Here is a 25,742-nt window from a genome sequence, read left to right as displayed (position 1 = left end):
CTGGTATGGCCCGGCGTTTAAATAGAATCCTCATTACAGAATTACTTAAACAGACCAAAACTATGAATTTGTCTGCAAATTCGCATGCCCCTGCGTGGGTTTGCGCTCCTGCACATTCTCAGCCTTCACTGGCTGGTTTGCAATGGATTAAGCAAATGCTCATGAGAATAACAGTTCTGGCCATATTTTTAACCCTGAGCGGAACACTGATTGCCGGTTACGGAAAAGCGCAGGAATTGGATAAGATCTTCATTTCAATTGAACTGAAGAATGCTTCTCTGAAAACTGCCATCAAAAAAATCGAGTCAGCCACTCAGATCCCATTCAGCTATCGTACTGCTGAAATAGCGGAGGTAGACAATATTTTTCTGCATGCAGAAAAAATGGCTGTCTCCAAAATCCTAGACATGCTGCTGAAAAATACCAGCCTGCAATACGAGCTGGTGAACAGCAATATCGTTATCAGAAAACTAAAGAATTATGAATCGCCGTCGATACCACCAATAGATGTGCACGAACAGCAAATGGTGTACGACGGAAGCATTCGCGGAAAAGTTACCGATCAGAAAGGAGATCCCGTCTCCAACGCATCGGTAATGATCACCGAACTCAACAAAGGAACCGCTGCTGATAAAGACGGCGACTTCGTAATCAGCGGAGTGAAAGCCGGCACTTACAGATTATCTGTTACTGCAGTAGGGTACAGCAATCAAACCATTACCATCGTTGTGGCAAACAACGAAGTGGCTGTTGCCAATGTTCAGTTGCAGGAACTCGATAACAAACTGAAAGAAATAGTAGTAACTGCACTCGGCATCAACCGCAAGCAACGTTCACTCGGATACGCCACACAAGAGATCAAAGGAGAGAACCTCACTGTTGCGAAAGAGCAGAATGTGCTGGGATCTCTTGGAGGAAAGATTGCAGGCGTAAGCGTCAGCGGATCCTCTGCAGCAAGCATGGGCGGTACACAGAAAATAAGACTCCGTTCCGTTAACTCAATTACCGGCGATGGAGAGCCGCTTGTTGTGGTGGATAATATTCCCGTCAGCAACAGCAACTATGCAGGAAAAGGCGGTAAAGATTATGGAAACCTTGCGCAGGATATCAACCCCGATGATATTGAATCTGTAAGTGTTCTCAAAGGTGCTTCTGCATCTGCACTCTACGGTCTTCGTGGACAATACGGTGTAATTCTCATCACTACCAAGAAAGGAAGTAAAACTTCAAAGAAACCAACTATCAATTTCAGTTCTGCATTCACCATCGAAAAACCAGGCAACTGGATGCCGCTGCAGAATATCTATGGGGCAGGGTCCAGTCTCAATTTTCCTACCATCGACATCAACGGTGTAGAAACAAAATATGTAGATGGAACCTGGGACGAAAGCTGGGGACCTAAAATGGATGGCACTCCGGTGAGGCATCAGTACAGCTTCTATCCCGGTGATCCTGATTTCGGAAAGGAAACGCCTTTCATTCCACATCCCAATAACATCAAGGATTATTTTGAAACAGGGCATACACTCAACAACAGCATTTCTGTTGCAGGGGGTGGACAAAACATCACATTCCGCCTCAGTTACAATAACACCAGCATCAAAGGCATTGAGCCGAATACCAGTCTGAAACGCAATAACCTTTCTTTCAACGGCTCATTGAACATCACCGATAAACTGCTGCTGGTAACGCATCTGAACTATGCGAATAACAAGGCCATTCGTCCTTCACAGGGCTACCAGCAATTGGGGTCCCGCAATATGTATCAGTGGTTCCAGCGAAATCTGGATATGAAAAAACTGAAACAGTACAAATATGCAGATGGCACATTCTATCAGTGGAATGTAAATGATCCGAATGATCAGGGCGTGTATGAAAACATGACGCCGATCGACTGGAACAATCCTTACTTCGATGCGTATGAAAATCCCTCGAATGATTCAAGAGAAAGATTCTTCGGAGATGTTGGTCTTACCTACACCATCATTCCCGGATTTACGGTGAGTGGCTTTATCCGTCAGGATGGATTTACGCAGAACATCGATGGCCGTAATGCAGCCGGAGGCCGCGGTGTACCTGGTTTCTGGACGGGCAAGTACGAATCCAAGGAAATGAACTACGAGTTTATTTCGCAGTATGTGAAAGAGTTCGGTAAGTTATCATTGCAGGCCAATGTTGGAGGAAACATACTCACTCAACGATACACATCGCTCACGCAGGCAACTGTAGGCGGACTGGTAGCCAGAGACTGGTACAATATCGGCAACTCTGTTGAAAGGCCCGATGTAAGCAATAATCTGAGAAGAAAAGAAGTGCGGAGTGCCTTCGGTTCTGTAAGCCTTGGTTACGATAACACCTATTTCATCGAAGGAACACTGCGCAGAGATATTTCATCAGCGCTGCCGGAGAACAACAATGCCTATCTCTATCCTTCAGTGGGTGCATCGGTAGTGTTCAGCGAGCTGATGAAAGTGCCTGCAATCTCCTATGCCAAGCTGCGTGGAAGCTTTGCGCAGGCAGGAGCCGATATCGATATTTATCAGACTGCGAATTCATATGTACTGGGAGATCCTTACAACAAAGACTTTCCCATGTATGTGCCCGATAAGCTCAACAACCCTGATCTGAAACCATCGTTGGCCACTGCGATAGAAGCCGGTCTGGATATGCGTTTCTTCAAAGACAGGGTTGGGTTCAGTGTAACAATGTATCAGCAGAAAAATAAGAATGCTGTGATCGATCTCGATGTGCCGGGGCCAAGTGGTTTTACCAGATATGTGATCAATGCAGGCAATATCCGCAACAGAGGTATCGAAGTATCGCTGAACGGAACGCCTGTTCAAAGCAAACAGATCAAGTGGAGCACCATGGTGAATTTTGCGCACAACAAGAATATGATCCTTGAGCTCTATCCCGGCAATAATACACTGATCATCGATCAGAATACTTATGCATCGGTACCCATGTATCTGCTCGCGAATGTAGGAGAAGCATTCGGCACGCTGGTAGGAAATGGCTACGACCGTGATCCGGCAACAGGAAAAATTCTGCTCGATAATTCCAATATGCCGATGTGGAGCACCAATCATAAACTGGGATCGTCGTTGCCCGATTTCACAGGCGGATGGCAGAACTCCATCACCTTCGGCAATTTCGATCTCAATGCCGTGATTGATTTTCAGAGTGGAGGTAAATTCTTCAGCTGGTCTCAGATGCTGGCAGTAAAGAGCGGTCAGCACGAGATCACAGCGGCCATGAACGATAAAGGCAAGAATATCCGCGATCCGCTCGGAGATGGCGGAGGTTACAAGATCACCGGCATTTCAAATACCACCAAACAGGAAGTGACAGCTTATGTAAATGCCCGCAGTTACTACAGAAATGTACTGGGTAACAAGATCTATGAAGAATGGGTAATGGATGCTTCGTATGTGCGTATGCGTGAAATAAGATTGGGCTATACATTTTCACAACAGAAGATAGCGAAGCTGCCTGTGAAGAGCATCAATATTGCATTCATCGCCAAAAATCCGTTCATGATCTGGCAGAAAGCGCCGAAGGGTATCAACCCCGGAGAGCTGGCCACTGGCAGTACATCCAATAACTGGCTTGAGACAGGTCAGCTGGCAACGGTACGTTCTTTTGGCATAAACCTGAATGTGGGCTTCTAAAATTAGCATCATGAAAAAAACAACATCTATCATACTGATTCTGGCCATGCTGGTAATGGGAGCAGGTTGCACCAAGTTCAGCGATGATCTGAACATCAATCCCAATCTTCCGGATAAGGCCACCAATCCACTGCTGCTGACCTATGTGATCAATCAGATGCCGGCAGTGATCGAGGCGCCGCAGGGCATGCTGAATGTGCAGCACTGGTCCGAAAAGCCATACACCGATGCATCGCGCTATACCGTAGTGAACTTCGATTTCTACTGGATCTATTCGGGAGCGCTGATGAACCTGCAACCTATCCTTCAGACAAAAACTTTTCTCAATGCAGAAGGATCGAAAGAAAATCAGCTGGCGGTTGCACGGATACTTCGTGCCTGGTTCTTCTGGCATATGACGGACCGCTGGGGCGATATACCTTACAAAGACGCGTTGCAGGGGCTTAGCAATTTCACGCCTGCCTATACCAGTCAGAAAGATATTTATTACGATCTGCTGAAAGAGCTCAAAGAGGCTGCTGCACAGATAAACGAAAATACGGCTGCAGTAAAAGGAGATATCCTGTTCAACGGGGATATGGAGCAATGGAGAAAGTTCGCCAATTCGATGCGCATGATCATGGCGCTTCGTCTTTCGAAGATCGATCCGGCTAAAGGGCAGACTGAGTTTGCAGATGCGGCTGCGGGAGATCTCATCAGCAGCAATTCGGAAAGCGCTGTGTATGTTCACCTGGCTAATCAGGCAAACCAGAGCTACTGGTATTATGTTTTCAATGTACAGGGACGTCAGTGGTACTGGGCAAGCGAGACCATCGTCAACTATATGAAGGCACTGAATGATCCGCGGCTGCCCATCTTTGCAGACCCGGCTCCTAATGGAAGCGGTTACTTTGGAGTTCCATACGGACTGGATGGCAATGCTGTAGGGCAAATTCCTTCTGCAAAAGTATCACTCACGGGGGTGCATATACGAACACAAAACTCGCCCTGTTACATTCTTACAAATGCGCAGGTGAAGTTTGCATTGGCTGAGGCCGCCAAAATTGGCTGGATACCTGGCGGCGATGCAGTAGCGGAGGCCAATTACAATGCGGCGATCGAGGCATCGGTTCGTCAGTGGAACCGGCTTACGTTTAAGCAATACGATCCTTCAAAAGATGAGCAGGTGGAGAAACTTCCTTACAACCCCGATGATGCCGGTGATGTAAGCGGCTTGCCTGCATACATGGCAAACGCTGCCGTTGTTTATACGCCGGCAGATGCATTGAAGAAAATCGGTTACCAGCGTTGGTTGCATCTCTACAGCAATGGTTACGAAGCATGGGCAGAGTGGAGAAGAACGGGTTATCCCGAACTGACACCTGCACCCAATAACAACAATACACCCATTCCGCGGAGGCAGGCCTATCCGGTTAAGGAGCAGAATATCAATGGCACCAATTACACGAATGCTGTAAAGGCACAGCCGGGCCTGAATGGCGTGGACGATCTGAAGGGAAGGATGTGGTGGGATAAATTGTAAGCAGTTTGGTTTTTTAATATGTGCATTGTTTGAGCGGGGCAGAAGCAGCCCCGCTTTTTTCTTTTGCACCTGCAACAGTTATCTGCGTTCTCTGAAAAATTTCTTCATCAGTTCTGCACATTCCTCTTTAAGAACACCTTTGGTGATGGTGGTTTTAGGATGGAAGGGCCAGTTCTCTTTAGTGATGCGCTGATGGCCATTCTTTTCATCTTCTGCGCCCCAAACAATGCGGCTGATCTTGCTCCAGTAAAGGGCGCCGGCACACATAAGGCAGGGCTCAACCGTTACATACAGCGTAGCATCGGGCAGGTATTTGGCGCCCAGAAAATTGAAGGCGGCAGTTAATGCAATGATCTCTGCATGCGCTGTGGGATCTTTCAACAGCTCTACCTGATTATGACCTTTTGCAATGATGCGGTTGTTCATCACAATTATTGCGCCAACGGGTATTTCGCCGTTTTCGTAGGCGCGATGGGCTTCGCGGAGCGCCTGTTGCATGTATTGCTCGTCACTGGTGTTCATAATGGCGCTAAGATACAAAGGATAAAAAAGGAGCGAAGTGGAAAAGAGAATTGCTAAAATATTTGGCAATTCGGTGGAGGTGTTGTAGATTCGCATAGTAAATAACGTTAGTACTTGTTCTACCTCCTCACCTGAACTGTTATGTACAGTAGTCGGTAATGCCATTTTTTATGTGGATACTTTTCTTTCACTAAAAATGCATTATTATGAATCCATACAAGAAAACGAAGTTTTTCAACAAGCCCGTCCGGTTAAGTAAAAAGCAAAGAAAAGACCCGGCTGCTGTACTGAAAGAATTTTTCACCTGGTATCATTTGGATGATCTCCGAAGCATGCTCTGGCAATGGCTCGAAGCTGGCATTGCAACCGATGCAGCACAATTTGAATCTGCAAGGGACAGAAGCAATTTGCTGTTCTTTTACCGGAATGTTGAGTTGCTTGCAGAAGCAGCATATATGATGGTAAGAGAAGAACTGCCTGCAACTTTTAAAAAGCAGGCGAAGAAAAAAACAGCATCATCCAATTAAAGCAATCCTATGCTGAAATATCAATCATCCGGTCAGCTGAACGGCCTTGTTGCACAACTGAGAAAGAAAATTGCCGTGGATAAGATATTCCTGCTCGGAGTAACTGCGGCTGATCTGCCAGTGAATTCTATCTTTCATCCTTATGATCATGAGGAGGCACAGTCCAACGGATATTTTCTATTGGTACTCACGCAGCCTTCAGAAAAACGATGCGGTGATACTGTTCAGGATATTCTAGAACAGACCCGCTTTACAGAGCGGATTCATACGTTGGTATATCCATCCCGCCTCTTTCAGCAATGGCTTGGAGAAGGGCAATCCTTCGCTGTCAGAGTTGCTGAACAGGCGCCGCTGCTTTTCAATCTTTCATCGATGCCAGTAAGGCCACCGGTGTACTTCTCCGATTCAGACTGGCGGCATCGGAGCGCTCAGCTGGTCGAGCAGGGTTACCACCGAAGCAAAATGTTTCTCACGGGGGCTAAGATTTTTGAAGCCAAAAAAGAATACAGCCTGGCGGCATTTCTGATGCATCAGGCAACAGAGCATGCCTGTATTACTTTCATATTGCAGTTCACTGGTCTGAAAACAAGTACGCACAATCTCGATAAACTGTTGCGATATACTACGCTGATCAGCAATCAGGTATCAGACCATTTTCCCAGGCAAACCCGGCAAGACAGAGAATTGTTCCGGCTACTCCAAAAAGCATATGTGCATAGCCGGTATAAATCAGATTATATGCTTGCACCCGAACAGGCTGCAATACTGTTACAGCGAATCAGCGAAATGTTCGATTGTCTTGCTCCCGAAAAGAAAGCTGGCATTGTCTCTGAAGAACAGGTGCCTTACAGCTCTTATTTGTTTAATATAGAGCAATGGGCGCAACGGGTTTACAGCAGCTTTCACAAACTGCCTTCCCGCAAACCTGTGCCTATACTTAGCTGAAACTGATTTACAGAATCAGAATCAATAACAGAATAATGATGAGAATAGCTCCGAGAGAGAGGTAAACGCCTCCTCTGCCGAAAACCTTCGCTTCTTTATTCAGGGAGCGAAGCTCTTTCCGGAGCTCTTTTCTTTCTGTTCTGCTAAGTGATGATCTGTCCATGGCCCTGATCTCTTCAACCCGTTTTACAATAGCGGCAACACGCGCATCTTTTTCAGCAGTGGTCATCGTTGCTATTTCTTTCTTTCCAGGATCATTGAGCGGTGTGGCTTCCGTAACCGTTGTTGTTACCAGTAACAGAAGCATGAAAAAAGCGGATCTGCATTTCATACGAAACTATTTTATGTGAGAAGATCAGAAACCGTTCCAGTATTAATGATAAAATGATCAGGGCAGAGGTTGCTGCATTTGGGGAGATTGATCTACAGTATTGAGTAGGGAAGCTACTGTTAATTTAAGTATCTTTTTCGGAAAAACGGTGCATGAATGCTTCTTTTTTACAGGTATTGATCTGTCTGGCCGCAGGCATTGTGCTGATTATCTTACTTACAGCGAAATACAGAGTGCACGCATTTTTTGCACTGTTGCTGGCCTGTTTTGTAGTGGGTATTGGTGTTCAGATGCCCGTGCCTGAAATACTGAAAGCTTCTAAAGAAGGTTTTGGCAATATCATGCGTTCACTGGGCTTGATCATAGTGCTGGGCACTACTCTCGGCGTATTGCTGGAACATACCGGGTGCACGCGTGTAATGGCCGATTACATTCTTCGGAGAACAGGGGAGAAACGTGCCCCGTTAGCAATGAGCATTACCGGGTTTGTGGTAGGTCTGCCGATTTTCTGTGATTCTGGTTTTATTGTGCTGAGTGGTCTGAATCATTCCATAGCCAAACGAACGGGTATCTCTATGGCAGTAATGGCGGTATCTCTGGCTACAGGCCTATACGCTGTTCACTGTCTTTTACCACCGCATCCCGGTGCGGCCGCTGCTGCAGGCACTATTGGTGTGGATTACGGAAAACTCATTGGCGTTGGAGTGCTGGTAGCTATCCCTTCCATGATTATCGGATATGCATGGGCGATATATGCAGGCAAGAAATGGCCAGAAACCGGAAGCAGACATCCGGCAACGGAAGAGAAAGAGCAGGAGACAATAAAAGGCCCGAAAACGCTGGCTGCTTTTCTGCCTGTTATTGTACCTATACTGCTGATCGCCTTGCATTCCTTCTTTGTTATGGAGAAAGAAAATGGAGCCGGATGGCAAAACATCATTCTGATTGCCGGCGAGCCGGTGATAGCTTTATCAATCGGCATCCTGCTGGCATTTGCAGCCGGCAGACAATGGAAGCGGGATACTGTCTCACACCTGCTCACAGAAAGTGCCGAAAAAGCAGGAGGCATTCTCGTGATCATCGGCGCTGGTGGCGCTTTTGGTGCTGTGCTGGCTGCAACAGGATTGGGCAAACACCTGGGCAATTCAACAGCACTGGAAAACATGGGCATCTTCTTTCCTTTTCTGCTGACTGCTGTGTTGAAAACAGCCCAGGGCTCTTCAACTGTTGCAATAATCACCGCCGCATCTATTGTGCAACCACTGTTGCCTGCTATGGGGTTGGATTCAGAAAACGGCAGACTGATCACCGTGCTTGCGATGGGAGCCGGATCGATGATGATCTCTCATGCCAATGACGCCTATTTCTGGGTGATCGCAAAGTTCTCAGGATTAAACATGCGTACGATGTTGCGTGTGTACACCCTTGCTTCTATTTGGATGGGACTGGTAACTTTATTAACTGTTTATATTTTATCACGCTGCATATCTTACTGATGTATGAATATTCTGGTGGCTCCGAATTCATTTAAGAATAGCCTCGATGCAACAGCAGTAGCCGAAGCACTTATCGAAGGATTACTGCAGAGTTTTCCGAAAGCAAACATTACAAAATTTCCGGTAGCGGATGGTGGTGATGGTACTGCACCTCTGCTAATGAAATATCTTAATGCACAACCGATTTCTATTACTGTACAAGGGCCATTGGGAGAGCAGGTAACAGCAGAATACGGATGGATCGAACCATCTAAAACAGCCATCATTGAAATGGCCGCTGCATCAGGGCTCCGGCTCATTGCCGATTCAGCACGCGATCCGCTGCATGCTTCTTCGTTCGGTACCGGTGAACTTATATTGCATGCGCTGAATCAACAGGCAAAAACCATCCTGCTTTGCATCGGCGGAAGTGCAACTGTAGATGGGGGCTCCGGAATTCTGCAGGCGCTTGGTTTCCGGTTTCTGAACAAAGACGATCAGGCAATCACTGCCATGCCACAACGATTAGAAGCACTACACAAAATTGATACTTCAAATACGAATGTTCAACTGCACAATTGCGAGATCAAAATCCTATGCGATGTAAATAATTACCTGCTTGGCAATGAAGGAGCAGCAAAAGTATTTGGCCCGCAAAAAGGTGCCGATGCATCTGCCGTTCTCAAACTCGAAAACGCTTTGGAACATTTCAGCAATATTACTTTGCAGCAATCCGGAAAAGATATGCGGGCGTATCGTCACGGTGGCGCTGCGGGTGGCACTGCAGCCGGACTAGCCGCCTGGCTGAATGCCAGTCTTCTCAATGGAACAGACGAGTTTCTGTCTATCACTGCATTTGATGATCAGCTTCGTCTCGCTGATCTCGTAATCACCGGAGAAGGCAGTCTCGATGAACAAACCCTTCAGGGAAAAGCGCCTTTCGGTGTGGCGCTTCGTTCGCAACAATTGAATATTCCCGTGATTGGTATTGCTGGAAAAGTTCCCCTTCAAAATCCGGAATTGCAAAACTTGTTCAATGTGTTGTTATCCATTGGGAATGAACCCACCGGTCTGGAGCAGGCCATGATCGATACCAAAGCCAATCTCATAAGAACCGGCAGGAATATCGGTGCGCTTCTGGCGATCGGCAAAAACCTGTAACTTACAGGCAAACCCAATTCATGCCGCCACTTACCATTTCTGAGGAGATACAACAACTGCGCGCATACTTCAACAGCGGCGCAACCAGAAGTTATGATTTCCGGCGTCAGCAGCTGAAAGCTTTAGCCGAAGCTGTAAAGAAACATGAGAATGCTATTCATGATGCGCTGCAAACTGATCTCAAAAAGAATGCAGAAGAAAGCTGGGTAACCGAAACAGGATTTGTGTTGAGTGAGATCCGTCATACACTCAAAAATCTGAAGCAATGGATGAAACCTCAATCTGCAGAGACCAATCTGCTGAACTTTCCTTCATCGAGTTTCGTAATGTATGAGCCCCTTGGTGTTGTGCTGATAATCGGTGCATGGAATTATCCTTTTCAATTGCTGATGGCTCCGCTGATCAGCGCCATTGCTGCCGGAAACTGCGCAGTACTGAAACCCAGTGAGAATGCTCCGGCAACTGCGGCGGTAATGAAACTGATTATCCGCGACGCTTTCCCTGATCAGTATGTACTTTACGTTGAAGGTGATGGTGCAGAAGTGGTGCCGCTCATGATGAATAATTTCCGCTTCGATCATGTGTTCTACACTGGCGGAGCAGCTGTAGGCAAACTCATTTACAAAATGGCTGCAGAACAACTGGTGCCGGTAACGCTCGAACTGGGTGGGAAAAGTCCGGCAATTGTAGAAGCAGATGCTGATATCAAAGTGGCTGCAAAAAGAATAGCAGCTACCAAGTTCTCCAATGCAGGCCAAATGTGCATTGCGCCTGATTATGTGCTGGTACATTCATCGAAGAAAGATGCATTGATCAACGCACTGAAAGATACCATCCGGAGTTTTTATTCGGATGATCCTGCGCATGATTACAATTTCGGAAAGATCATCAATCAACGACAGTTCAATCGCCTCGTTGCTTACCTGCAACGGGGACGGATTTTGCACGGAGGAAAAACTAATGCAGCGACACTCTATATTGAGCCAACGATCATAGATGAGATCCCTGCCGGCGCAGCCATAATGAATGAAGAAATATTCGGACCAATTCTTCCTGTGATAAGCTTTGACAGAGAAGAGGAAGTGTTGCAGCAGGTAGCTCAACATCCCAATCCGCTTGCTTTGTATCTGTTCTCCAGCAACAGAAAAAAAGAACATTGGTACCTGCAGCAGATTCCTTTCGGTGGAGGATGCGTGAATAATACCAGCTGGCATTTTCTCAATCCGAATCTGCCATTCGGAGGCAGAGGCTCCAGCGGTACAGGGGCTTATCACGGTAAAGCCGGGTTCGATACTTTCAGTCACCGGAAGTCTGTAATGAAAACCCCACTGTGGTTCAACCCTGCCATGAAATTCCCGCCATACAAAGGGAAACTGAATTTATTTAAGAAGATCATCCGTTAATGCGGACCTTTGTTACATAATCTACACGTATGACCATTCGCCAGCGCATCATGAAATTCCTGTATCCTGTATTGATGAAACTCACCAGAGCTGCAGGAAAGAATTCCCTCATATTGCAAAACAAAAATGATCAACCCATGAGTTCCATATACGATCTCTCTGTTCAGCTCAACAATGGCAAAACCATTTCTCTGGAGCAATTCCGTGGAAAGAAACTCCTGCTGGTGAATACTGCTTCCAACTGTGGATACACCAATCAGTACGAAGCTTTGCAGGAGCTCTACGGTAAATACTCCGGCAAGCTCGAAATCATCGGATTCCCTGCGAACGATTTCCACGAACAGGAAAAAGGGAACGACGAAGAGATTGCGCAGTTCTGCAAAGTGAATTTTGGTGTTACCTTCCCATTGGTTAAGAAATCGGTGGTAGTGCCTTCCGACAACCAGCATCCTGTTTACCACTGGCTTACAAGCAAACAGGAAAACGGATGGAATGAACAGGCTCCTACCTGGAATTTCTCGAAGTACCTGCTCGATGAGCAAGGTAATCTCATCAATTACTTCGACCCGTCTGTATCCCCGCTGAGCAGCGAAGTTGTGAGCGCCGTAGAAAGCAAAACAACTGAATAGCGTTTCTTCTGAAACCTGCAAATCACAATCTTGCGGAATAATGCAGATTGCCATTTGCAGCTAAACTGTGATTGTTCCAGTAAACTCCAAATACATGCTAACCAAAGCTGATATCGAAAAATATTTCATGGCAGAAAAGCAGGCCGGTCTGATTGTGCTGATTATTGGACTGGTGGCTATTGTTCTGGCACTGGTATTTTTTTTCGCACTGCGCACCAATCTCTTCAAAGGCGCTGCTGTTCCGCTTCTGTTGCTTGGGTTAATGGAATGTGCCATCGGGTTTTCCATCTACAGAAAAAGTGATGGTGATCGGATCAGGAACGTATATGCTTATGATATGAATCCCGATCAGTTAAGAAATGAAGAGCTTCCCCGTATGCAGAAAGTGGAAAAGCATTTCGTGATCTACAAAGTGGCCGAACTTGGATTTGCCATTATCGGTATTGTGCTGATTTTTCTATACAAGGCACAACCTGAAAAATCTTTCTGGGTGGGGCTTGGTCTTACATTACTCATTCAGGGAGTACTGCTGTTTGGTATGGAAACCATTGCTGCGCAACGCGCCAAAGTGTACACACAGAAATTGGCTGAATGGCTTACTGCGCCTGCTCAAACGCGCAGGTAGTATATGTTGTGCAGTGTTTTGATGTCTTCAAAAAAAGCAGCTGAAGAGGTGAAGATATTCCTGTGGAACATTCTTCCGTGCTCTGCAGCTGCCGGAGATTATTTTCTGATCTGAATTTCTTGCCTGCTATTGCAACTTCACTTGCCTGTCTGTCAGCAATACAGTCTCTGCAATCATATTGCACACCTTGTAGTAGAATCCCTTGTTCACCTTTTCAAATGTATCGCTGGGGTGATGATAATCCGGATGATCTTCCACTCCGAAATAGATGTAAGGTATGTTCTTCAGATGAAACGCATAATGATCAGATTGTGAAGTCCAGTCGTCCGATGCGCCTTTGGATGCATCATCATGGCCGGTTGAAACTGTTACACTTGTTTTGGTCTGAATGCTGTCGATATACTTTTGTAGGAATGGATAATGAAAAGTGCCGCTGGCATAGATCTCATTCTTGTCGTTGCGGCTTACCATATCCATATTGATATTGAGCAGGATCTTTTTGATGTCTACTGCGGGATGGTCTGCAAAATATTTTGAACCAACCAATCCACCTTCCTCTGCATCGAATGCTGCGAAGATGATGGAGTGTTGCGGAGGATGCTGCGTAAAATAAGCAGCCATTGCCAGCAGCGCAGCAGACCCCGAAGCGTTGTCATCTGCACCTGCATAAATATCAGTTCCCTTTTTGCCAAGGTGATCGTAGTGCGCACTCACCACATAATACTGATCGGGGTAAGTGGTGCCTTTTATCATCCCAATCACATTCACGCCTGTTTTGCCCTGCCTTGCAGGAAATGGCTGAAACCAGCTGGTGTCGGGCTTTTGGAGCTTCAGTGAATCGAAGCGGGCGGCGATGTAGTTACGGGCTTTTTTATTTCCTTCGGTGCCAACAAGTCTTCCTTCTAGTGCAGGAGAGGAGAGAAATGCAAGATCATCGATCAGTTGTGTGCTGTCGAGCAGTGCGGCAAATGTCTGAACTGCTGCAGTTTCATTTTTCGGTTGTTGCTGCTGGTTGGCATTCCCGTTACAGGAAGACAGCAGGATAAGGCTGCACAGCGTGCAGGCAATGATGCGGACCATGGTAGTGATATTTAAATGCTGAATGATCAGTTGTAAGCGCAGGAATCCAGTTGATCGGCCGGTATCACTACTGGTTCATGCGCAGGTGTCTGCCCTGCAAAATGAACTGCTACTTCTTCCAGAATGGATTCAACTTCCTGCAAAGTTTTCACCGTTACCAGTCGGGTACGGAACTCTTTGATATGCGGAAGCCCCTTCAGATAGTTGGTGTAGTGACGGCGCATTTCGAGAATGCCCAGTATTTCACCCTTCCATTCCACTGATTTGCGAACATGGGTTCTGCAAACCTCGATCCTTTCGTCGAGGGTGGGCAATGGAAGCAGGGTTCCGTCTTTCAGAAACTGTTTGATCTCTCTGAAGATCCAGGGATATCCGATGGCTGCTCTTCCGATCATGATGCCATCGACGCCATATCTGTTCTTGTATTCCAGCGCTTTTTGCGGAGAGTCGATATCTCCATTACCGAAAATGGGGATATGGATGCGCGGATTATTTTTCACTGCAGCGATCAGCGTCCAGTCGGCTTCGCCCTTGTACAATTGTGCGCGGGTACGGCCGTGGATGGTCAGTGCTTTGATGCCAACATCCTGGAGCCTTTCAGCTACTTCCTCGATATTCTTGCTGTTATCGTCCCAGCCCAATCTTGTTTTTACGGTAACGGGCAGGCTGGTAGATCTAACCACGGCTTCTGTTAATCTCACCATGGTGTCGATGTCTTTCAGTACGGCAGCGCCTGCGCCTTTGCACACCACTTTCTTTACCGGACAACCGAAATTGATATCTACCAGATCGGGTTGAACGGTATCCACAATTTTGGCGCTCATGGCCATTGCCTCTTCATCACCTCCGAAGATCTGAATGCCGAACGGCCTTTCAAATTCGGAGAAATCGAGTTTCTGACGGCTCTTGATGGCATCACGGATCAATCCCTCGCTTGAGATGAATTCGCTGTACATAAGATCTGCTCCGTTCTGTTTGCATACATAACGGAAAGGCGGATCGCTCACATCCTCCATGGGAGCGAGTAGTAGCGGAAAATCCGGAAGTGATATATTACCGATTTGAACCATCGTTGGAAACTGTATCTTTGAGCCGGCTGCAAATTTACATACTAATATTTGTTTACCAGTCTATGATCGGTCATTTAAAGATAAGTTCTCCCTGGAGGCAACTGGCTCTGTTAATATTGGTTTCTACGCCATTACTGGCTGCAACCCTGTTCAATTCAGGCACGGAGGCGAAGATCGACCTCACAAAACCGGGTGTTGCAGAAAGGTTAAAATGGGCGCAGGTATTGGGTTCCATCTCATTTTTCTTTCTTCCGGCATTCCTTTTTGCAGCTTTTACCTTCCGTACACGTCAATTCTATTTTCTCGGTTTCAAAAAGCCGGAAAAGCCAAATATGTACATCTTATCGGGCATTATTGCCCTGGTGGCGATGCCTGCCGTTTTCTATTTTGGTCAACTGAATCAGATGCTGCCGATCCCGGAATCGCTCAGGCAAATGGAAATGGAAGCCGGCAAAACCATGGGTGCATTGCAGCAGGTGAAGAGCTCATTCGATATTTTCGTAAATCTTTTTATCATAGCAGTAGTGCCTGCCATCTGTGAAGAGATCTACTTCAGAGGCGCGCTGCAACGGGTGCTGATCAATGTAACCAGAAGTCCCTGGGTTGGCATCATCATCTCCGCGATGGTATTCAGCGCCCTGCATTTTCAGTTCCTCGGATTTATTCCACGCACCTACCTGGGCATTGTGCTCGGAGCCCTCTGCTGGTACAGCGGAAGTTTGTGGACTGCCGTGATCGCACACTTTGTGATCAATGCAGTGCAGGTGGTGGCTGTTGCATACATGCCAAAATATGTGAACGAAAATCCGCATACGCCCATGCTGTTTGCCGTTATCAGCTTAACTGCCGTGGTGGCCATCATCTGGTATTTCAAAAGAAACTCAAATGTGAGCTGGTCGAGAGTGTACGGAGTGAACGACCTGAATGCCACCAATCAATTTATCGCTTAATCCAATATCAACCTCATGGCTTTGAACCTTGCCACATTAAAGACCCGCTCTCTCACTGCCGCCATTTTTGTGGTGGTGATGATGGTTGGACTGTTGTGGAATCACTGGAGTTTTTTTGTACTGTTCAGCATCATACATTTTGGTTGCTGGAATGAATATCAAAAACTGGTAGGAAAGATAGATCCCGATTATGCCACCATCACCCCGGTTCATAAATATGCTGTTCAGATTGCGGGATGGAGCATCATGCTTTTCTTTACCAACGATGCTTATAATTTCGGTGAGTTCTCGCTTCACTCTATCGGCTGGTGGCTGGGACTGATCTGTGTGTTTATTCTTCCTGTTGTGGAACTGCTTTTCGCAAAAAATATCAGCGCAAAGAATATAGGGTATTCGCTGCTGGGATTGCTGTACATCTCACTGAGCTGGGGATTGATGATCGATCTCAGCGGAATCAGGGGGCTGGACTATTATCCTAACCCGGATTTTGTCTTCCCTGAAATTCCTATCATTCCCCTGATACTGATCGTTTCCATCTGGATCAACGATACCATGGCATATGTTGTAGGTTCTCTGATCGGCAAAACGCCTTTCTCACCCATTTCTCCAAAGAAAACCTGGGAAGGAACCATTGGCGGCGCAATCTTAGCCGTAATTGTGATGGGCCTGTTAGGTAAATGGGTGCACATTTGGGTAAAATATCCTGTTCACCACTGGGTGATCATCGCCAGCATCGCGGCGGTAATGGGTACCCTCGGCGACCTCCTCGAAAGTAAGCTGAAACGCATGGCCAATGTGAAAGACAGCGGCTCTCTGATGCCCGGCCATGGCGGGTTTCTCGATCGTTTCGACTCCCTGCTGCTGGCCACTCCATTCGTCTGGCTCTATGTTGTTCTGTTCATAAAATAATATCTTCTTAATTTTAGACCCTTAATTGAATTCGATGACCATACACAAAGAAGGCTATAAGAGCATACTTATTACTGCCATCATCTTCGCTGTGATCAACCTGTTGAGCTTTTATTTCATCAGTTATTCCACTCCATGGCTGAGCTGGCTGATATTTATTCTCACACTTGGGCTGACACTTTTTATCGTGAGCTTTTTCCGTATCCCTGCAAGGCAGATGACCAGAAATGAGAATCAGATGATCAGCCCATGCGACGGAAAAGTTGTTGTAATTGAAGAAGTGATCGATGAAGAATATTTCAAAGGCAAACGTCTGCAGGTGTCTATTTTCATGAGTCCTGCGAACGTACACGTAAACCGCAACCCTATCAGCGGCGAAGTGGTGTACAATCAGTATCACAAAGGGAAGTATCTCGTGGCCTGGAATCCTAAGTCATCCACTGAAAACGAACGCCACTCCGTGGTGATCAAATATCCGAAAGGAGAAGTGCTGGTTAAGCAGATTGCCGGTGCACTGGCCAAACGTATCATCAACTATCTGCAGGTAGGCCAGAAAGTAGAACAGAACGCTGAGCTCGGCTTCATCAAATTCGGTAGCCGTGTAGATCTGCTGCTTCCTGTTGGAACAAAAATAAATGTTCAGCTGGGACAGGCCGTGAAAGGCGGAGTAGATGTTATTGCTACTGTTTAATTTTCACTTAACTGATTCGCATAAGAAAACCTTCTGTCTCTGGCAGAAGGTTTTTTGTTTCGGGGAAATAACTTTTGTTCCCTGAATTATCAGAAGATGTTTTCCAGCTCCTTCAACGAATAAACCGTGTAAGTTGCTTTCACCGATGGCTCGATGTTCAGGTGATTCACAAATACCTGATCGATGCCTGCATTGATGCCTCCCATGATGTCTGCTTCGATGCTGTCTCCAATCATGATGCTGTGCTCAGGCAATGCCTTCGTTTTCAGAAACGCGTAATCGAAAATCTCTTTGTGCGGCTTCAGGCTGTTGCTTCCTTCGGAGGTGATCACTTCCATGAAATACGGACTGAGCCCCGAATACGTGATCTTGCTATGCTGCGTTTTCTCAAACCCATTGGTGATGAGGTGCAGCTGATATCCTTTCTCTTTCAGATAAGTGAGTATCTCGATAGTGTATGGAAACAGGATGGTTCGCGAAGGCAGCATTTCCAGAAATTGAGTGCTCATCTCGGTGGCAAGTTTCTCGTCACCGATCTTGAAATCTACCAGTGTAAGATGCATGCGTTTCCAGCGAAGGTCTTCAGACCTGATGGTACCGGCGCGGTACTTCTCCCATAGTCTGTCGTTATGAATGATATAGTGTTTGTAGAAGCGCTCGAAATCATCTACACCACGTTCTTTCAGTTCCATGCTTTGATACAGATGCTCCAGCGTAAACCGGCAATTCGAATCGAAGTCCCACAAGGTATGATCCAGGTCAAAAAACAGATGCTTGTACTTCATGCTGCAAAAATACGACAGCAAAATTTAGTGACCTTAATTCAGCAGGAATGTACTTACTTCGCTAAGCAAAATTCCTGTACTATGAACATTGTGATCACCGGCGCATCAAAAGGATTCGGCAGAGCCATTGCAGAAACATTCGCTGTTCAGGGCCACGATCTGTTCCTCTGCAGCCGCAGTGCAACTGATCTCTACAAAACCCTCGAACAGTTGATGCAACGCTATCCCGAAAGATCCATCAAAGCCATGCCAGCCGATCTCTCCGAAAAATCGCAGGCAGTGGAATTCGGAGAATGGGTGCTCGGCTCCGGAAAACCCATCGATGTACTGGTGAACAATGCGGGATCATTCGAGCCCGGCAGTGTTTATAACGAACCGGAAGGATTGCTCGAAAAAATGATGGCCGTTAATCTCTACAGCGCCTATCATCTTACCCGCACCATTGTACCTGCAATGATCGAACGCAAGCAGGGTCATATCTTCAATATGTGCTCTATTGCATCACTGCATGCCTATTCCAATGGAGGAGCATACAGCGTCAGCAAATTTGCACTGGCAGGATTCTCGCGCAATCTCCGCGAAGAAATGAAACCTTATGGCATCAAGGTAACGGGGGTATATCCGGGTGCGGCTTTCACCAACTCATGGGCGGGAAGCGGAATAGATCCCCAACGCATCATGACGGCACAGGATATTGCAACGATGATCCATGCTGCATCGCAGTTGTCGCCACAGGCTTGTGTGGAGGATATCGTGCTGCGTCCTCAGCTGGGTGATCTGTAGATCAGCGTGAGCGCAATGCCTCCAGAATTATTTCCTTTCTTCTTCTCGAAATATCAACCTGCGAAAGATCGCTGAGTGTGAGCGTTCCATGCTGCGTGTAATTCACTACATGGGTTTTGTTGATGAGATGCGATTTGTGGATGCGCAGAAAACCATGATCATTCAGAATATCTTCATACTCCTTCAATGTTCTTGAAATCAGCAAAGGCTTGCGATTGATGAAGTGAAACCAGGTGTAGTTGATCTCTCCTTCGAGCCGGATGATCTCTTCGGGCTTGAAGAAATAAGTTCCTTCGCTCGTAGGAAGCGCCAGTTTGAAATCTTTTCTGTCCTTAGCTGTGATATTGTGCAACAGGTTCTGGTAAAGCGTTTGCTGGCCCAGCGCAACCACTGTTCTTGCCATGAATTTATCTACTGCCTGCCGTAGCTCGTCCGCATCGATAGGTTTCATCAGATAATCCAGTGCACTGAACCGGAGCGCTTCGATTGCATACTTGTGATGCGCTGTAGTGAAGATGATGGTGAAGTTTATTTCGGGCAGTTTCTTCAGCAGATCGAAGCCTGTCATCGTAGGCATCTGAATATCGAGGAACACCAGTTGCGGCTTGAAAGTTTTGATCAGCTGAATGGCTTTTTCCGGATCATTACTGGTTTTCACCTGTTTGATTTCCGGAATATACCTGTCGAGCATTAACTGCAAAGTGTTAACGGCAGCAGGCTCATCGTCTATGATCACAGCTTTTATCACTCTCCGAAGTTACTGAATTTGTGCTTCTTGCGGCGCTATTGTCCGATGTGGAGTAACAAGGTTACGGTGGTGCCTGCGGGAGATCCATCTTCATAAGTGTTGTCTTCGATGCCTGCTTCGAATGATTGCTGATACTGCTGCCGCAACAGTTGAAGGCGATCGTTTACGAGTTGCAATCCTTTCGATTCGTGCGATTGCTCTTTTCGCAGGCTGGCTGCGGCTTTCCGGCCAATGCCATTGTCTTTGATGATGCAGCAAAGTTGGTTTTCTTCTTTGGGGAAGAAACGAAGCTGCAATTGCCGGTTGGCTTCTTTTGGCATTAGTCCATGCCAGATGGCGTTCTCTACAAATGGTTGCAGAATCATGGGAGGAATGCGGATCTCATCGGCATCAAGGTCTTCGTCGAGTTCGATAGTGAAATGAAAATTACCCTGAAATCGAAGCTGCTCCAGCTGAAGATACAACGTGAGCATTTCAATTTCTTTATCGAGTGTAATCAGATGTTGATCGCAATGATGGAGTATTTCGCGTTGCAGTCTGGAGAAGCGGCTCAGGTATCGGTTGGCTTCATCTGCATTGCCCTGCAGAATAAATTGCTGGATGCTGTTGAGTGCGTTGAAAATGAAATGCGGATTCATCTGCGCGCGAAGCGCCGTCAGTTGCTGCATGGCCAGATCGCGGTGCAGTCTTATCAGCTGGAATTCTTTTTCACGCGAGCTGTTCTCTGCATACATCCTTTCGATGCGATGTGCCAGCATGCTGGCAATGGTGGTGAGTATCTGAAGATGCTGTGCAGTGTAGAAACTTTTTTTAGAATGTTCGCTGTCGATCACTCCAATTACTTTCCGGTTGCTGATGATGGGAACGGTCAATTCAGAAAAACGATGTGCATCGTCGATGATATACCGGCTGTCTGCAGAAGTGTCTGCAATTATTTCAGACATGCCCGAAACGGCCACGGAGCCTACGATTCCTTTGCCCATCGGTATTTCTATGGGATCTACTATGATATTGAATGCTGTGGTTTTGGGGCCGCAGGCGGCCTTCTGTTGCAGCATCTGAGCTGACTCATTCACCAGATAGATCACACAATCTTCGAACCCAAGCCGGGCGATGCAGTTGCGGCAAACATCCCATAACAGTTCATCTATCTGTGTTTGTTCACCCATGGATGTAGCGAAGTAATTGATGATCTGCTCTATCTCCAGCTGATGCTGAAAATTCGCAGCACGCAATTGCTGTATCGCAGTCTTCTGTGCTTCTCTGGCTCTGAACATTTTTTCTCTGTACAGAAATACCAGCCAGCATAATGCCAGCATCAGCAATACGATCGATATGATCACCGGAGTGGACAGCAGTTGAGCATTTTGTTCCCTCAATGTACTAATTTAAAAAGAGAGGCCATCCCTTTTACAGGACGGCCTCAGTTTAGGCCAGTTCTTATTTCTGATGATCGGTGCGATTATCCTTTGCTCATCTCAAAGCGGAGGCGGTATTTGCCGCCATCGCCGGACAGTTCGATGGTTTTCACCTGAACTGCCGAACTTACTTTCTGCAATGCATCCGATGCAAAGCGTACTTCGGTGATGTTTACCAGATCATCACTGCTTGGAATGCCGGTAACGGTTACTCCGGTAAGGATATCGCGCATATCCTGCTTGAGTTTGGATACCATGGTGGCGCGGCTCATGCCGGCATTGGCATAGGAAGTGATGGCTGCAAACATCTGCGCATGGGTACCTGCGCGGATGCCGCCTGCTTCTGCATCGTCGTTTTCCATTACTGCTGCAATGAAAATTGCATCGTCGAGTTTGCTCAGCTCTTCAGCATTGCCGCTGATTCCCCAGAAGTTCTTGGGAGGAAGAATTTTCAGCGGCGGACCGAAGTCGATGCGGTTGGTAGTTACGAGCTCGCCCGCATCCACATCGCTCCATGGACCATACATTACGGTTTGTGCAGAAGGGATCACTACCACTCCGCCAACAGTCTGGAGTTTCGCTGCAAATACCAGTACATATGGTTCGTCGGAAGAACTGGGTTCTGATGTCTCATCGAGACAGCGCATCTTGGTGAGCGCAATTTTTACTTTTGCCATGATAGGAGGTTTTAATTGGTTAAAGATGTAAAGCGCGTTGCCGATACAGAGTTACGATGATTGATGTTTGATATGCTTTTGCAGTTATCCAACGGTTGTTCCTGCTTATTTACTGGTTCTTCTGCCACTCATCCTTTTAACCCATATTTAACTGGAATTAAACTGGCGATTCACCAACGCAACAGTTAAATTTGTTATCATCGAAATGAACATCAGACTATTATATTCATTGATCCTTATCTGCTGTACCGTTCAACTGCGGGCACAGACTGTAATTGCCCAGCGCATGGGCGAAGAAGATGGTCCTGATGTAGAAACACTCTCCACCATAAAGCCCGGAGAAATAGCCGAGCTGAAGATCAAACAGAACCTGTTGCTTCGTGTGGAAGTGAGTAAAACCAGCTGCTTTGTTGGTGAACCACTCAAAGTTGTATACAAACTCTGCTCACGTCTCAATACCTCTTCGCAAGTGATGAAACGTCCGTCGTTCACGGGTTTCAGCGTTATGGAGATGGTAGATAATTACGACAGCAAACCCGAAATAGAAAAGATCAACGGCGCACCTTACTACGTGAATCTTATTCGTAAAGTGCAACTGTTTCCCTTGCAGGAGGGAGATTTTGTGCTCGATCCCGCAGAGGTGGAAAGCATCGTGCATTTTCTTCGGGTGAATATCGGCGCTCCGCCATCTGTTTTCGATCAGAAGACTACGCTGCGGTCCGAACCGGTGACGGTTCACGTAAAACCATTGCCGGCAAAAGGACAACCTGTGCATTATACAGGAGCCGTAGGTAATTACAAAGTGTCGCTGAAAGGCCCTGATACGGCTATTCATCAGGGTGAGCTGGTGAAAGTGAAGGTTGTAGTGGAAGGAACCGGAAATATCTCGCTGCTCACTCCTCCGGAAGTGAAATGGCCCGAAGGAGTTGATACAGCAGACCCGGCTGTGAAGGAGCTGGTGGACAAATACAATTTCCCGCTCGCCGGCGCTAAAGTTTTCGAGTATTCATTTGCTGCGCCGGATACTGGTTTCATTACAATCCCAAAAGCAATTCTCTCTTATTTCGATCCGCAAAAGCAATTGTATAAAGAAGCTGAAAGTCAACCATTGGTGCTGCAGGTGAAAGCCGGCGAATCGGAAGAGACCCGCAATCTCCGCTCTGCAGCAATGCAAAGAGTAGGCAATGGAAGCATTCCCATCCACTACTTCTGGTTTGGTGGAGTGGTGCTGATCATTCTCGGATGGCTGGTGTTTCAGTTCACCAGAGGAGGAAAGAAAAAGCAGGAACCGATAGCAGTGAAAGAACCAGTGAAGCCTGTGGTGGAAATTCCATCATCAGAAGATCAGCTCACCAAAGCAAGAGAAGCGATGCGAACCGGAAACATGAAACTGTTCTATCACGAGATACAGCAATCTCTCTGGAATATGGCTGCGCTTCGCTGCGAGATGCCTCCCACGCAACTCAACAAGCAAAATGTGTCTGCAAGATTAACTGAGCAGGGCGTACAACCCGCACTGGTACAGCAATTGCTGAGCCTGCTCAATACCTGCGAATGGGCGCTCTACGTTCCTGATCACGAGCAAAGCGATCCGCGCATGTTGTTAGACGACACGCGAACTGTTCTCGATGGCTTACGCCCCTTACAATAATTATTCTGTGTATTTGTAGCCTACGCCTCTTACGGAGTGAAAGTATTGAGGATTGCGGCTGTCCTGCTCAAAATATTTCCGGAAGCTTAAAATGAAATTGTCGATGGTACGGGTAGTGGGATACACGTTGTATCCCCACACTGCCTGCAGGATCTTCTCGCGGGGTACCACTTCGTTCTTATTTTCTATCAGCAGCTTCAGCAGCATCGCTTCTTTCTTGCTGAGCTGTATGCGTTCGTTCTTGTGAGTGATGGCCTCCTGCGCTTTGAAGTCGAGTGTATTGTTGCCAAAAGTATAACTGTCGCCGACCGTATCTTTCTCCTGCATTTTCTTGTTCTTGCTTACGAGCTTATGTACGCGGAGCAGCAGCTCTTCCAGATTGAACGGTTTGGTGAGATAATCATCCGCGCCTTTTTTGAGGCCGAGCACGCGATCTGAGCTGGCGTTCTTTGCGCTGAGTATGAGAATGGGCACTTCGTTGTTCTGTACCCGGATGGTTTCTGTAACGGTGATGCCATCCAGTTCCGGCAGCATCACATCGAGAATGATGAGATCGAAATACTCACCCTGCACTTTCAGCAGGGCGTCGCTGCCGGTGAAGCTCGATGTCACTTCATATCCTTCCAGCTCCAGATTCAGCTTGAGTGCTTCATGGAGATTCTCTTCGTCTTCAACCAGCAGTATGGATGTTTTTGCGCTCATGTTTATGTCGGTTACAACGTGAAGCTTACAGTAAAGATACAACCAGATGGTGCATTGTCTGTAATGCGGATACCGGCCCGGTGATCTTCAGCGATCTTCTTGCAGAGATAGAGTCCGAGTCCCGTGCCCTTGGCTGTACGGGTATTCTCATTGCCGATGCGATAGAATTTCTCGAACACTCTCTTCTTTTCGTTATCCGGAATGCCAGGCCCTTCGTCCGTTACCTGAAGCGTGATTGCTTTTCTGGTAACTTCCAGGCTGCATCCGATGGTTCCGGTTTTGGGCGAATATTTAACGGCATTTTCCAGCAGATTGTTCACGAGTATCTGCAACAGCAGAGGGTCGCCGGTGAAATCGATATTGGGTGTAATGGATGATGAAAATGGCCGGTTGGGAAAGCGGTTGACAAAATCCTGCAGACTGTTCTGCACCAGTTCGCTGAAATTGATCTCTTCTTTTGCGAAGAGATAACGGCCTCCTTCGAGCTGCGACGAAACGAGGATATTGCTGGTGAGGGTATTCAGCCGGTTGGTTTCTTCGAGCGTCATGCTGAGCAGCTTCTGCCGTTTGGCATCGTCGAGGTTATGCTTCAGCAGTGTTTCGAGATTGAGGCGGGCGGCAGCGATAGGCGTTTTCAGTTCATGCGTTACTGCCATCATGAAGTGTTGCTGCTGCTGCTGCAGTTTTATCTGCTTGCGCAGCGCGCGATATACAAAGAGTGCGCCCACCATGCTCAGCACTAAAAAGGTAACGCCCTCTCCGATGTACTGAGCAGTTTTGCGTTTCTTCTCGTCCTGTATCTTTTCGTATTTCTGTGCATAGGCAGGATCGTCCAGTAAAAGCTCGCTGTGCTTGTAGCTGGCCATCTGATTGTTCTGATGATTGAGGGAGATGAACCAGAAAACGAGTTCTGCAATGATGTACACCAGCAGAAACCAATAGGCCACGCTTACGAGGAAGAACTTGCTTTTACCGGAAGCTTTCATGCATTAAGGCACTTTTGCGATGCGGATGCCGGCATTCATCACATGCTCCAGCGGATCTTCGCGCATCATCTGCTGAAGCGTGAATTTGTAGGCGCCGGCATGCAGTGTACCTGCTGGCGTTATCTGAATGCGGTGTTCAAAAATATCATCCATGCCTGAGCCCAGCCATCCTTTTTCGTCGGTGGCCAGTTTCAGATCAACCATATGTGTGGCGGTTTCTCCGGTGGGCGACTGGATGGCAATATTGAGGTACAGGTTCTTGTAGCGGTATGCATCCTGATGGCGCACCACTGCATAGATAATGTACCTGCTGGCCGTGTCTTCGATGTTTACTGAGATCTCAGGTTTGAAGCTCTTGCTCCAGTTATGGTCGGGGATGGGAATGTTCTTCTCGAACAGATCGGTTCTCACAGAGCAGGCATTCAGCAGAAGCGCTGCGAATGCCATTGTGAGGATGCCGGTAATGCCTTGTTTATTCAAG

General features: G+C 47.0%; 25 protein-coding genes. 14 read left to right on the top strand and 11 right to left on the bottom strand.

All coding sequences use genetic code 11. The features are described 5' to 3' along the window. The first annotated feature begins 161 nt into the window (after positions 1-161). Complete coding sequence (locus HHL16_RS02575; protein WP_240965735.1) at positions 162-3,671, top strand: SusC/RagA family TonB-linked outer membrane protein; 3,510 nt, start codon at positions 162-164, stop codon at positions 3,669-3,671. Between the two features lie 10 nt (positions 3,672-3,681). Then, positions 3,682-5,193, top strand: coding sequence for a SusD/RagB family nutrient-binding outer membrane lipoprotein (locus HHL16_RS02570; RefSeq protein WP_169423579.1), 1,512 nt, complete (start codon positions 3,682-3,684; stop codon positions 5,191-5,193). Positions 5,194-5,271: 78 nt separating this feature from the next. Here the strand turns inward: HHL16_RS02570 and tadA are convergent, their stop codons facing one another. After that, the gene (tadA, locus tag HHL16_RS02565) at positions 5,272-5,715 is read right to left on the bottom strand and encodes a tRNA adenosine(34) deaminase TadA (protein WP_169423578.1); all 444 of its coding nucleotides are present in this window, start codon (positions 5,713-5,715) and stop codon (positions 5,272-5,274) included. 206 nt (positions 5,716-5,921) lie between these two features. On the opposite strand from tadA, the gene HHL16_RS02560 reads away from it, so the two are divergent. Then, positions 5,922-6,242: a hypothetical protein gene (locus tag HHL16_RS02560; protein WP_169423577.1), complete on the top strand. Its 321-nt coding sequence runs from the start codon at positions 5,922-5,924 to the stop codon at positions 6,240-6,242. Positions 6,243-6,251: 9 nt separating this feature from the next. Next, a complete protein-coding gene (locus HHL16_RS02555; protein ID WP_169423576.1) occupies positions 6,252-7,187 on the top strand; it encodes a HEPN domain-containing protein in 936 nt (311 codons plus the stop codon). 7 nt (positions 7,188-7,194) lie between these two features. Here the strand turns inward: HHL16_RS02555 and HHL16_RS02550 are convergent, their stop codons facing one another. Then, positions 7,195-7,518 carry a hypothetical protein gene (locus tag HHL16_RS02550; protein ID WP_169423575.1) on the bottom strand — a complete coding sequence of 108 codons (324 nt, stop codon included), beginning with the start codon at positions 7,516-7,518 and terminating at the stop codon, positions 7,195-7,197. Positions 7,519-7,670: 152 nt separating this feature from the next. On the opposite strand from HHL16_RS02550, the gene HHL16_RS02545 reads away from it, so the two are divergent. The 5 genes from HHL16_RS02545 (at position 7,671) to HHL16_RS02525 (ending at position 12,811) form a co-directional block, all read left to right on the top strand. Next, positions 7,671-9,014: a GntP family permease gene (locus HHL16_RS02545; protein ID WP_169423574.1), complete on the top strand. Its 1,344-nt coding sequence runs from the start codon at positions 7,671-7,673 to the stop codon at positions 9,012-9,014. A 3-nt stretch (positions 9,015-9,017) separates the two neighbouring features. Beyond that, positions 9,018-10,154 carry a glycerate kinase gene (locus HHL16_RS02540; RefSeq protein ID WP_169423573.1) on the top strand — a complete coding sequence of 379 codons (1,137 nt, stop codon included), beginning with the start codon at positions 9,018-9,020 and terminating at the stop codon, positions 10,152-10,154. A gap of 20 nt (positions 10,155-10,174) precedes the next feature. Next, entirely contained in the window at positions 10,175-11,557 is a 1,383-nt protein-coding gene (locus tag HHL16_RS02535) for an aldehyde dehydrogenase (RefSeq protein WP_169423572.1), read from the top strand. Between the two features lie 29 nt (positions 11,558-11,586). Then, positions 11,587-12,186 carry a glutathione peroxidase gene (locus HHL16_RS02530; protein WP_169423571.1) on the top strand — a complete coding sequence of 200 codons (600 nt, stop codon included), beginning with the start codon at positions 11,587-11,589 and terminating at the stop codon, positions 12,184-12,186. A 94-nt stretch (positions 12,187-12,280) separates the two neighbouring features. Then, positions 12,281-12,811 (top strand): hypothetical protein, encoded by a 531-nt coding sequence (locus tag HHL16_RS02525; protein WP_169423570.1) that lies wholly within the window; start codon positions 12,281-12,283, stop codon positions 12,809-12,811. Positions 12,812-12,937: 126 nt separating this feature from the next. Here the strand turns inward: HHL16_RS02525 and HHL16_RS02520 are convergent, their stop codons facing one another. Both HHL16_RS02520 and dusB read right to left on the bottom strand, forming a co-directional pair. Continuing rightward, a complete protein-coding gene (locus HHL16_RS02520; RefSeq protein ID WP_169423569.1) occupies positions 12,938-13,891 on the bottom strand; it encodes a M28 family peptidase in 954 nt (317 codons plus the stop codon). Positions 13,892-13,917: 26 nt separating this feature from the next. Further along, positions 13,918-14,961 carry a tRNA dihydrouridine synthase DusB gene (gene dusB, locus HHL16_RS02515; protein ID WP_169423568.1) on the bottom strand — a complete coding sequence of 348 codons (1,044 nt, stop codon included), beginning with the start codon at positions 14,959-14,961 and terminating at the stop codon, positions 13,918-13,920. 62 nt (positions 14,962-15,023) lie between these two features. Between dusB and HHL16_RS02510 the strand changes: the two genes are divergently transcribed. Genes HHL16_RS02510 through HHL16_RS02500 form a run of 3 tightly spaced genes read left to right on the top strand, consistent with a single transcriptional unit; the run spans position 15,024 to position 17,511 of the window. Then, on the top strand, positions 15,024-15,911 hold the full coding sequence (locus HHL16_RS02510) for a CPBP family intramembrane glutamic endopeptidase (RefSeq protein WP_169423567.1): 888 nt from the start codon (positions 15,024-15,026) through the stop codon (positions 15,909-15,911). A gap of 15 nt (positions 15,912-15,926) precedes the next feature. Further along, positions 15,927-16,820 carry a phosphatidate cytidylyltransferase gene (locus tag HHL16_RS02505; protein ID WP_169423566.1) on the top strand — a complete coding sequence of 298 codons (894 nt, stop codon included), beginning with the start codon at positions 15,927-15,929 and terminating at the stop codon, positions 16,818-16,820. Between the two features lie 34 nt (positions 16,821-16,854). Beyond that, positions 16,855-17,511, top strand: a complete 657-nt coding sequence (locus HHL16_RS02500) for a phosphatidylserine decarboxylase family protein (protein WP_169423565.1) — start codon at positions 16,855-16,857, stop codon at positions 17,509-17,511. An 89-nt stretch (positions 17,512-17,600) separates the two neighbouring features. Here HHL16_RS02500 and HHL16_RS02495 read toward each other — a convergent pair whose 3' ends face one another. Further along, the gene (locus HHL16_RS02495) at positions 17,601-18,296 is read right to left on the bottom strand and encodes a YjjG family noncanonical pyrimidine nucleotidase (protein WP_169423564.1); all 696 of its coding nucleotides are present in this window, start codon (positions 18,294-18,296) and stop codon (positions 17,601-17,603) included. Between the two features lie 81 nt (positions 18,297-18,377). On the opposite strand from HHL16_RS02495, the gene HHL16_RS02490 reads away from it, so the two are divergent. Then, entirely contained in the window at positions 18,378-19,079 is a 702-nt protein-coding gene (locus tag HHL16_RS02490; protein ID WP_169423563.1) for an SDR family oxidoreductase, read from the top strand. 1 nt (position 19,080) lies between these two features. On the opposite strand, the gene HHL16_RS25285 is transcribed toward HHL16_RS02490, so the two are convergent. The 3 genes from HHL16_RS25285 to HHL16_RS02475 all read right to left on the bottom strand — a co-directional run bounded on the left by HHL16_RS25285 (position 19,081) and on the right by HHL16_RS02475 (position 21,922). Next, the gene (locus tag HHL16_RS25285) at positions 19,081-19,827 is read right to left on the bottom strand and encodes a LytTR family DNA-binding domain-containing protein (protein WP_169423562.1); all 747 of its coding nucleotides are present in this window, start codon (positions 19,825-19,827) and stop codon (positions 19,081-19,083) included. A gap of 35 nt (positions 19,828-19,862) precedes the next feature. Continuing rightward, on the bottom strand, positions 19,863-21,206 hold the full coding sequence (locus HHL16_RS02480; RefSeq protein ID WP_169423561.1) for a histidine kinase: 1,344 nt from the start codon (positions 21,204-21,206) through the stop codon (positions 19,863-19,865). A gap of 83 nt (positions 21,207-21,289) precedes the next feature. Then, entirely contained in the window at positions 21,290-21,922 is a 633-nt protein-coding gene (locus tag HHL16_RS02475; RefSeq protein WP_169423560.1) for a hypothetical protein, read from the bottom strand. A 205-nt stretch (positions 21,923-22,127) separates the two neighbouring features. Here HHL16_RS02475 and HHL16_RS02470 point away from each other — a divergent pair, with 205 nt between their 5' ends. Next, complete coding sequence (locus HHL16_RS02470) at positions 22,128-23,573, top strand: BatD family protein (protein ID WP_169423559.1); 1,446 nt, start codon at positions 22,128-22,130, stop codon at positions 23,571-23,573. On the opposite strand, the gene HHL16_RS02465 is transcribed toward HHL16_RS02470, so the two are convergent. From HHL16_RS02465 to HHL16_RS02455, 3 genes are read right to left on the bottom strand one after another with little or no spacing between them, the layout of a single operon-like run. Then, positions 23,574-24,275: a response regulator transcription factor gene (locus HHL16_RS02465; protein ID WP_169423558.1), complete on the bottom strand. Its 702-nt coding sequence runs from the start codon at positions 24,273-24,275 to the stop codon at positions 23,574-23,576. It lies immediately after the preceding gene. Positions 24,276-24,286: 11 nt separating this feature from the next. Continuing rightward, positions 24,287-25,261: an ATP-binding protein gene (locus HHL16_RS02460; RefSeq protein WP_169423557.1), complete on the bottom strand. Its 975-nt coding sequence runs from the start codon at positions 25,259-25,261 to the stop codon at positions 24,287-24,289. A gap of 3 nt (positions 25,262-25,264) precedes the next feature. Further along, entirely contained in the window at positions 25,265-25,741 is a 477-nt protein-coding gene (locus tag HHL16_RS02455) for a gliding motility lipoprotein GldH (RefSeq protein WP_169423556.1), read from the bottom strand. Position 25,742: the final 1 nt, after the last annotated feature.

This window comes from Pseudoflavitalea sp. G-6-1-2 (assembly GCF_012927185.1).
In the GTDB taxonomy this organism is placed as follows: domain Bacteria; phylum Bacteroidota; class Bacteroidia; order Chitinophagales; family Chitinophagaceae; genus Pseudobacter.
Note: the sequence above shows the minus strand (reverse complement) of the source record. Positions and strands in the feature narration are given on the sequence as shown.

Coding starts and splice junctions, on each gene's coding strand:
- HHL16_RS02500 (WP_169423565.1), top strand. CDS start 16,855: ATGACCATACACAAAGAAGGCTATAAGAGCATACTTATTACTGCCATC.
- HHL16_RS02560 (WP_169423577.1), top strand. CDS start 5,922: ATGAATCCATACAAGAAAACGAAGTTTTTCAACAAGCCCGTCCGGTTA.
- tadA (WP_169423578.1), bottom strand. CDS start 5,715: ATGAACACCAGTGACGAGCAATACATGCAACAGGCGCTCCGCGAAGCC.
- HHL16_RS02555 (WP_169423576.1), top strand. CDS start 6,252: ATGCTGAAATATCAATCATCCGGTCAGCTGAACGGCCTTGTTGCACAA.
- HHL16_RS02575 (WP_240965735.1), top strand. CDS start 162: ATGAGAATAACAGTTCTGGCCATATTTTTAACCCTGAGCGGAACACTG.
- HHL16_RS02470 (WP_169423559.1), top strand. CDS start 22,128: ATGAACATCAGACTATTATATTCATTGATCCTTATCTGCTGTACCGTT.
- HHL16_RS02530 (WP_169423571.1), top strand. CDS start 11,587: ATGACCATTCGCCAGCGCATCATGAAATTCCTGTATCCTGTATTGATG.
- HHL16_RS02545 (WP_169423574.1), top strand. CDS start 7,671: ATGAATGCTTCTTTTTTACAGGTATTGATCTGTCTGGCCGCAGGCATT.
- HHL16_RS02535 (WP_169423572.1), top strand. CDS start 10,175: ATGCCGCCACTTACCATTTCTGAGGAGATACAACAACTGCGCGCATAC.
- HHL16_RS02465 (WP_169423558.1), bottom strand. CDS start 24,275: ATGAGCGCAAAAACATCCATACTGCTGGTTGAAGACGAAGAGAATCTC.
- HHL16_RS02510 (WP_169423567.1), top strand. CDS start 15,024: ATGATCGGTCATTTAAAGATAAGTTCTCCCTGGAGGCAACTGGCTCTG.
- HHL16_RS02550 (WP_169423575.1), bottom strand. CDS start 7,518: ATGAAATGCAGATCCGCTTTTTTCATGCTTCTGTTACTGGTAACAACA.
- HHL16_RS02495 (WP_169423564.1), bottom strand. CDS start 18,296: ATGAAGTACAAGCATCTGTTTTTTGACCTGGATCATACCTTGTGGGAC.
- dusB (WP_169423568.1), bottom strand. CDS start 14,961: ATGGTTCAAATCGGTAATATATCACTTCCGGATTTTCCGCTACTACTC.
- HHL16_RS02505 (WP_169423566.1), top strand. CDS start 15,927: ATGGCTTTGAACCTTGCCACATTAAAGACCCGCTCTCTCACTGCCGCC.
- HHL16_RS02520 (WP_169423569.1), bottom strand. CDS start 13,891: ATGGTCCGCATCATTGCCTGCACGCTGTGCAGCCTTATCCTGCTGTCT.
- HHL16_RS02540 (WP_169423573.1), top strand. CDS start 9,018: ATGAATATTCTGGTGGCTCCGAATTCATTTAAGAATAGCCTCGATGCA.
- HHL16_RS02475 (WP_169423560.1), bottom strand. CDS start 21,922: ATGGCAAAAGTAAAAATTGCGCTCACCAAGATGCGCTGTCTCGATGAG.
- HHL16_RS02525 (WP_169423570.1), top strand. CDS start 12,281: ATGCTAACCAAAGCTGATATCGAAAAATATTTCATGGCAGAAAAGCAG.
- HHL16_RS02490 (WP_169423563.1), top strand. CDS start 18,378: ATGAACATTGTGATCACCGGCGCATCAAAAGGATTCGGCAGAGCCATT.
- HHL16_RS02570 (WP_169423579.1), top strand. CDS start 3,682: ATGAAAAAAACAACATCTATCATACTGATTCTGGCCATGCTGGTAATG.
- HHL16_RS02460 (WP_169423557.1), bottom strand. CDS start 25,261: ATGAAAGCTTCCGGTAAAAGCAAGTTCTTCCTCGTAAGCGTGGCCTAT.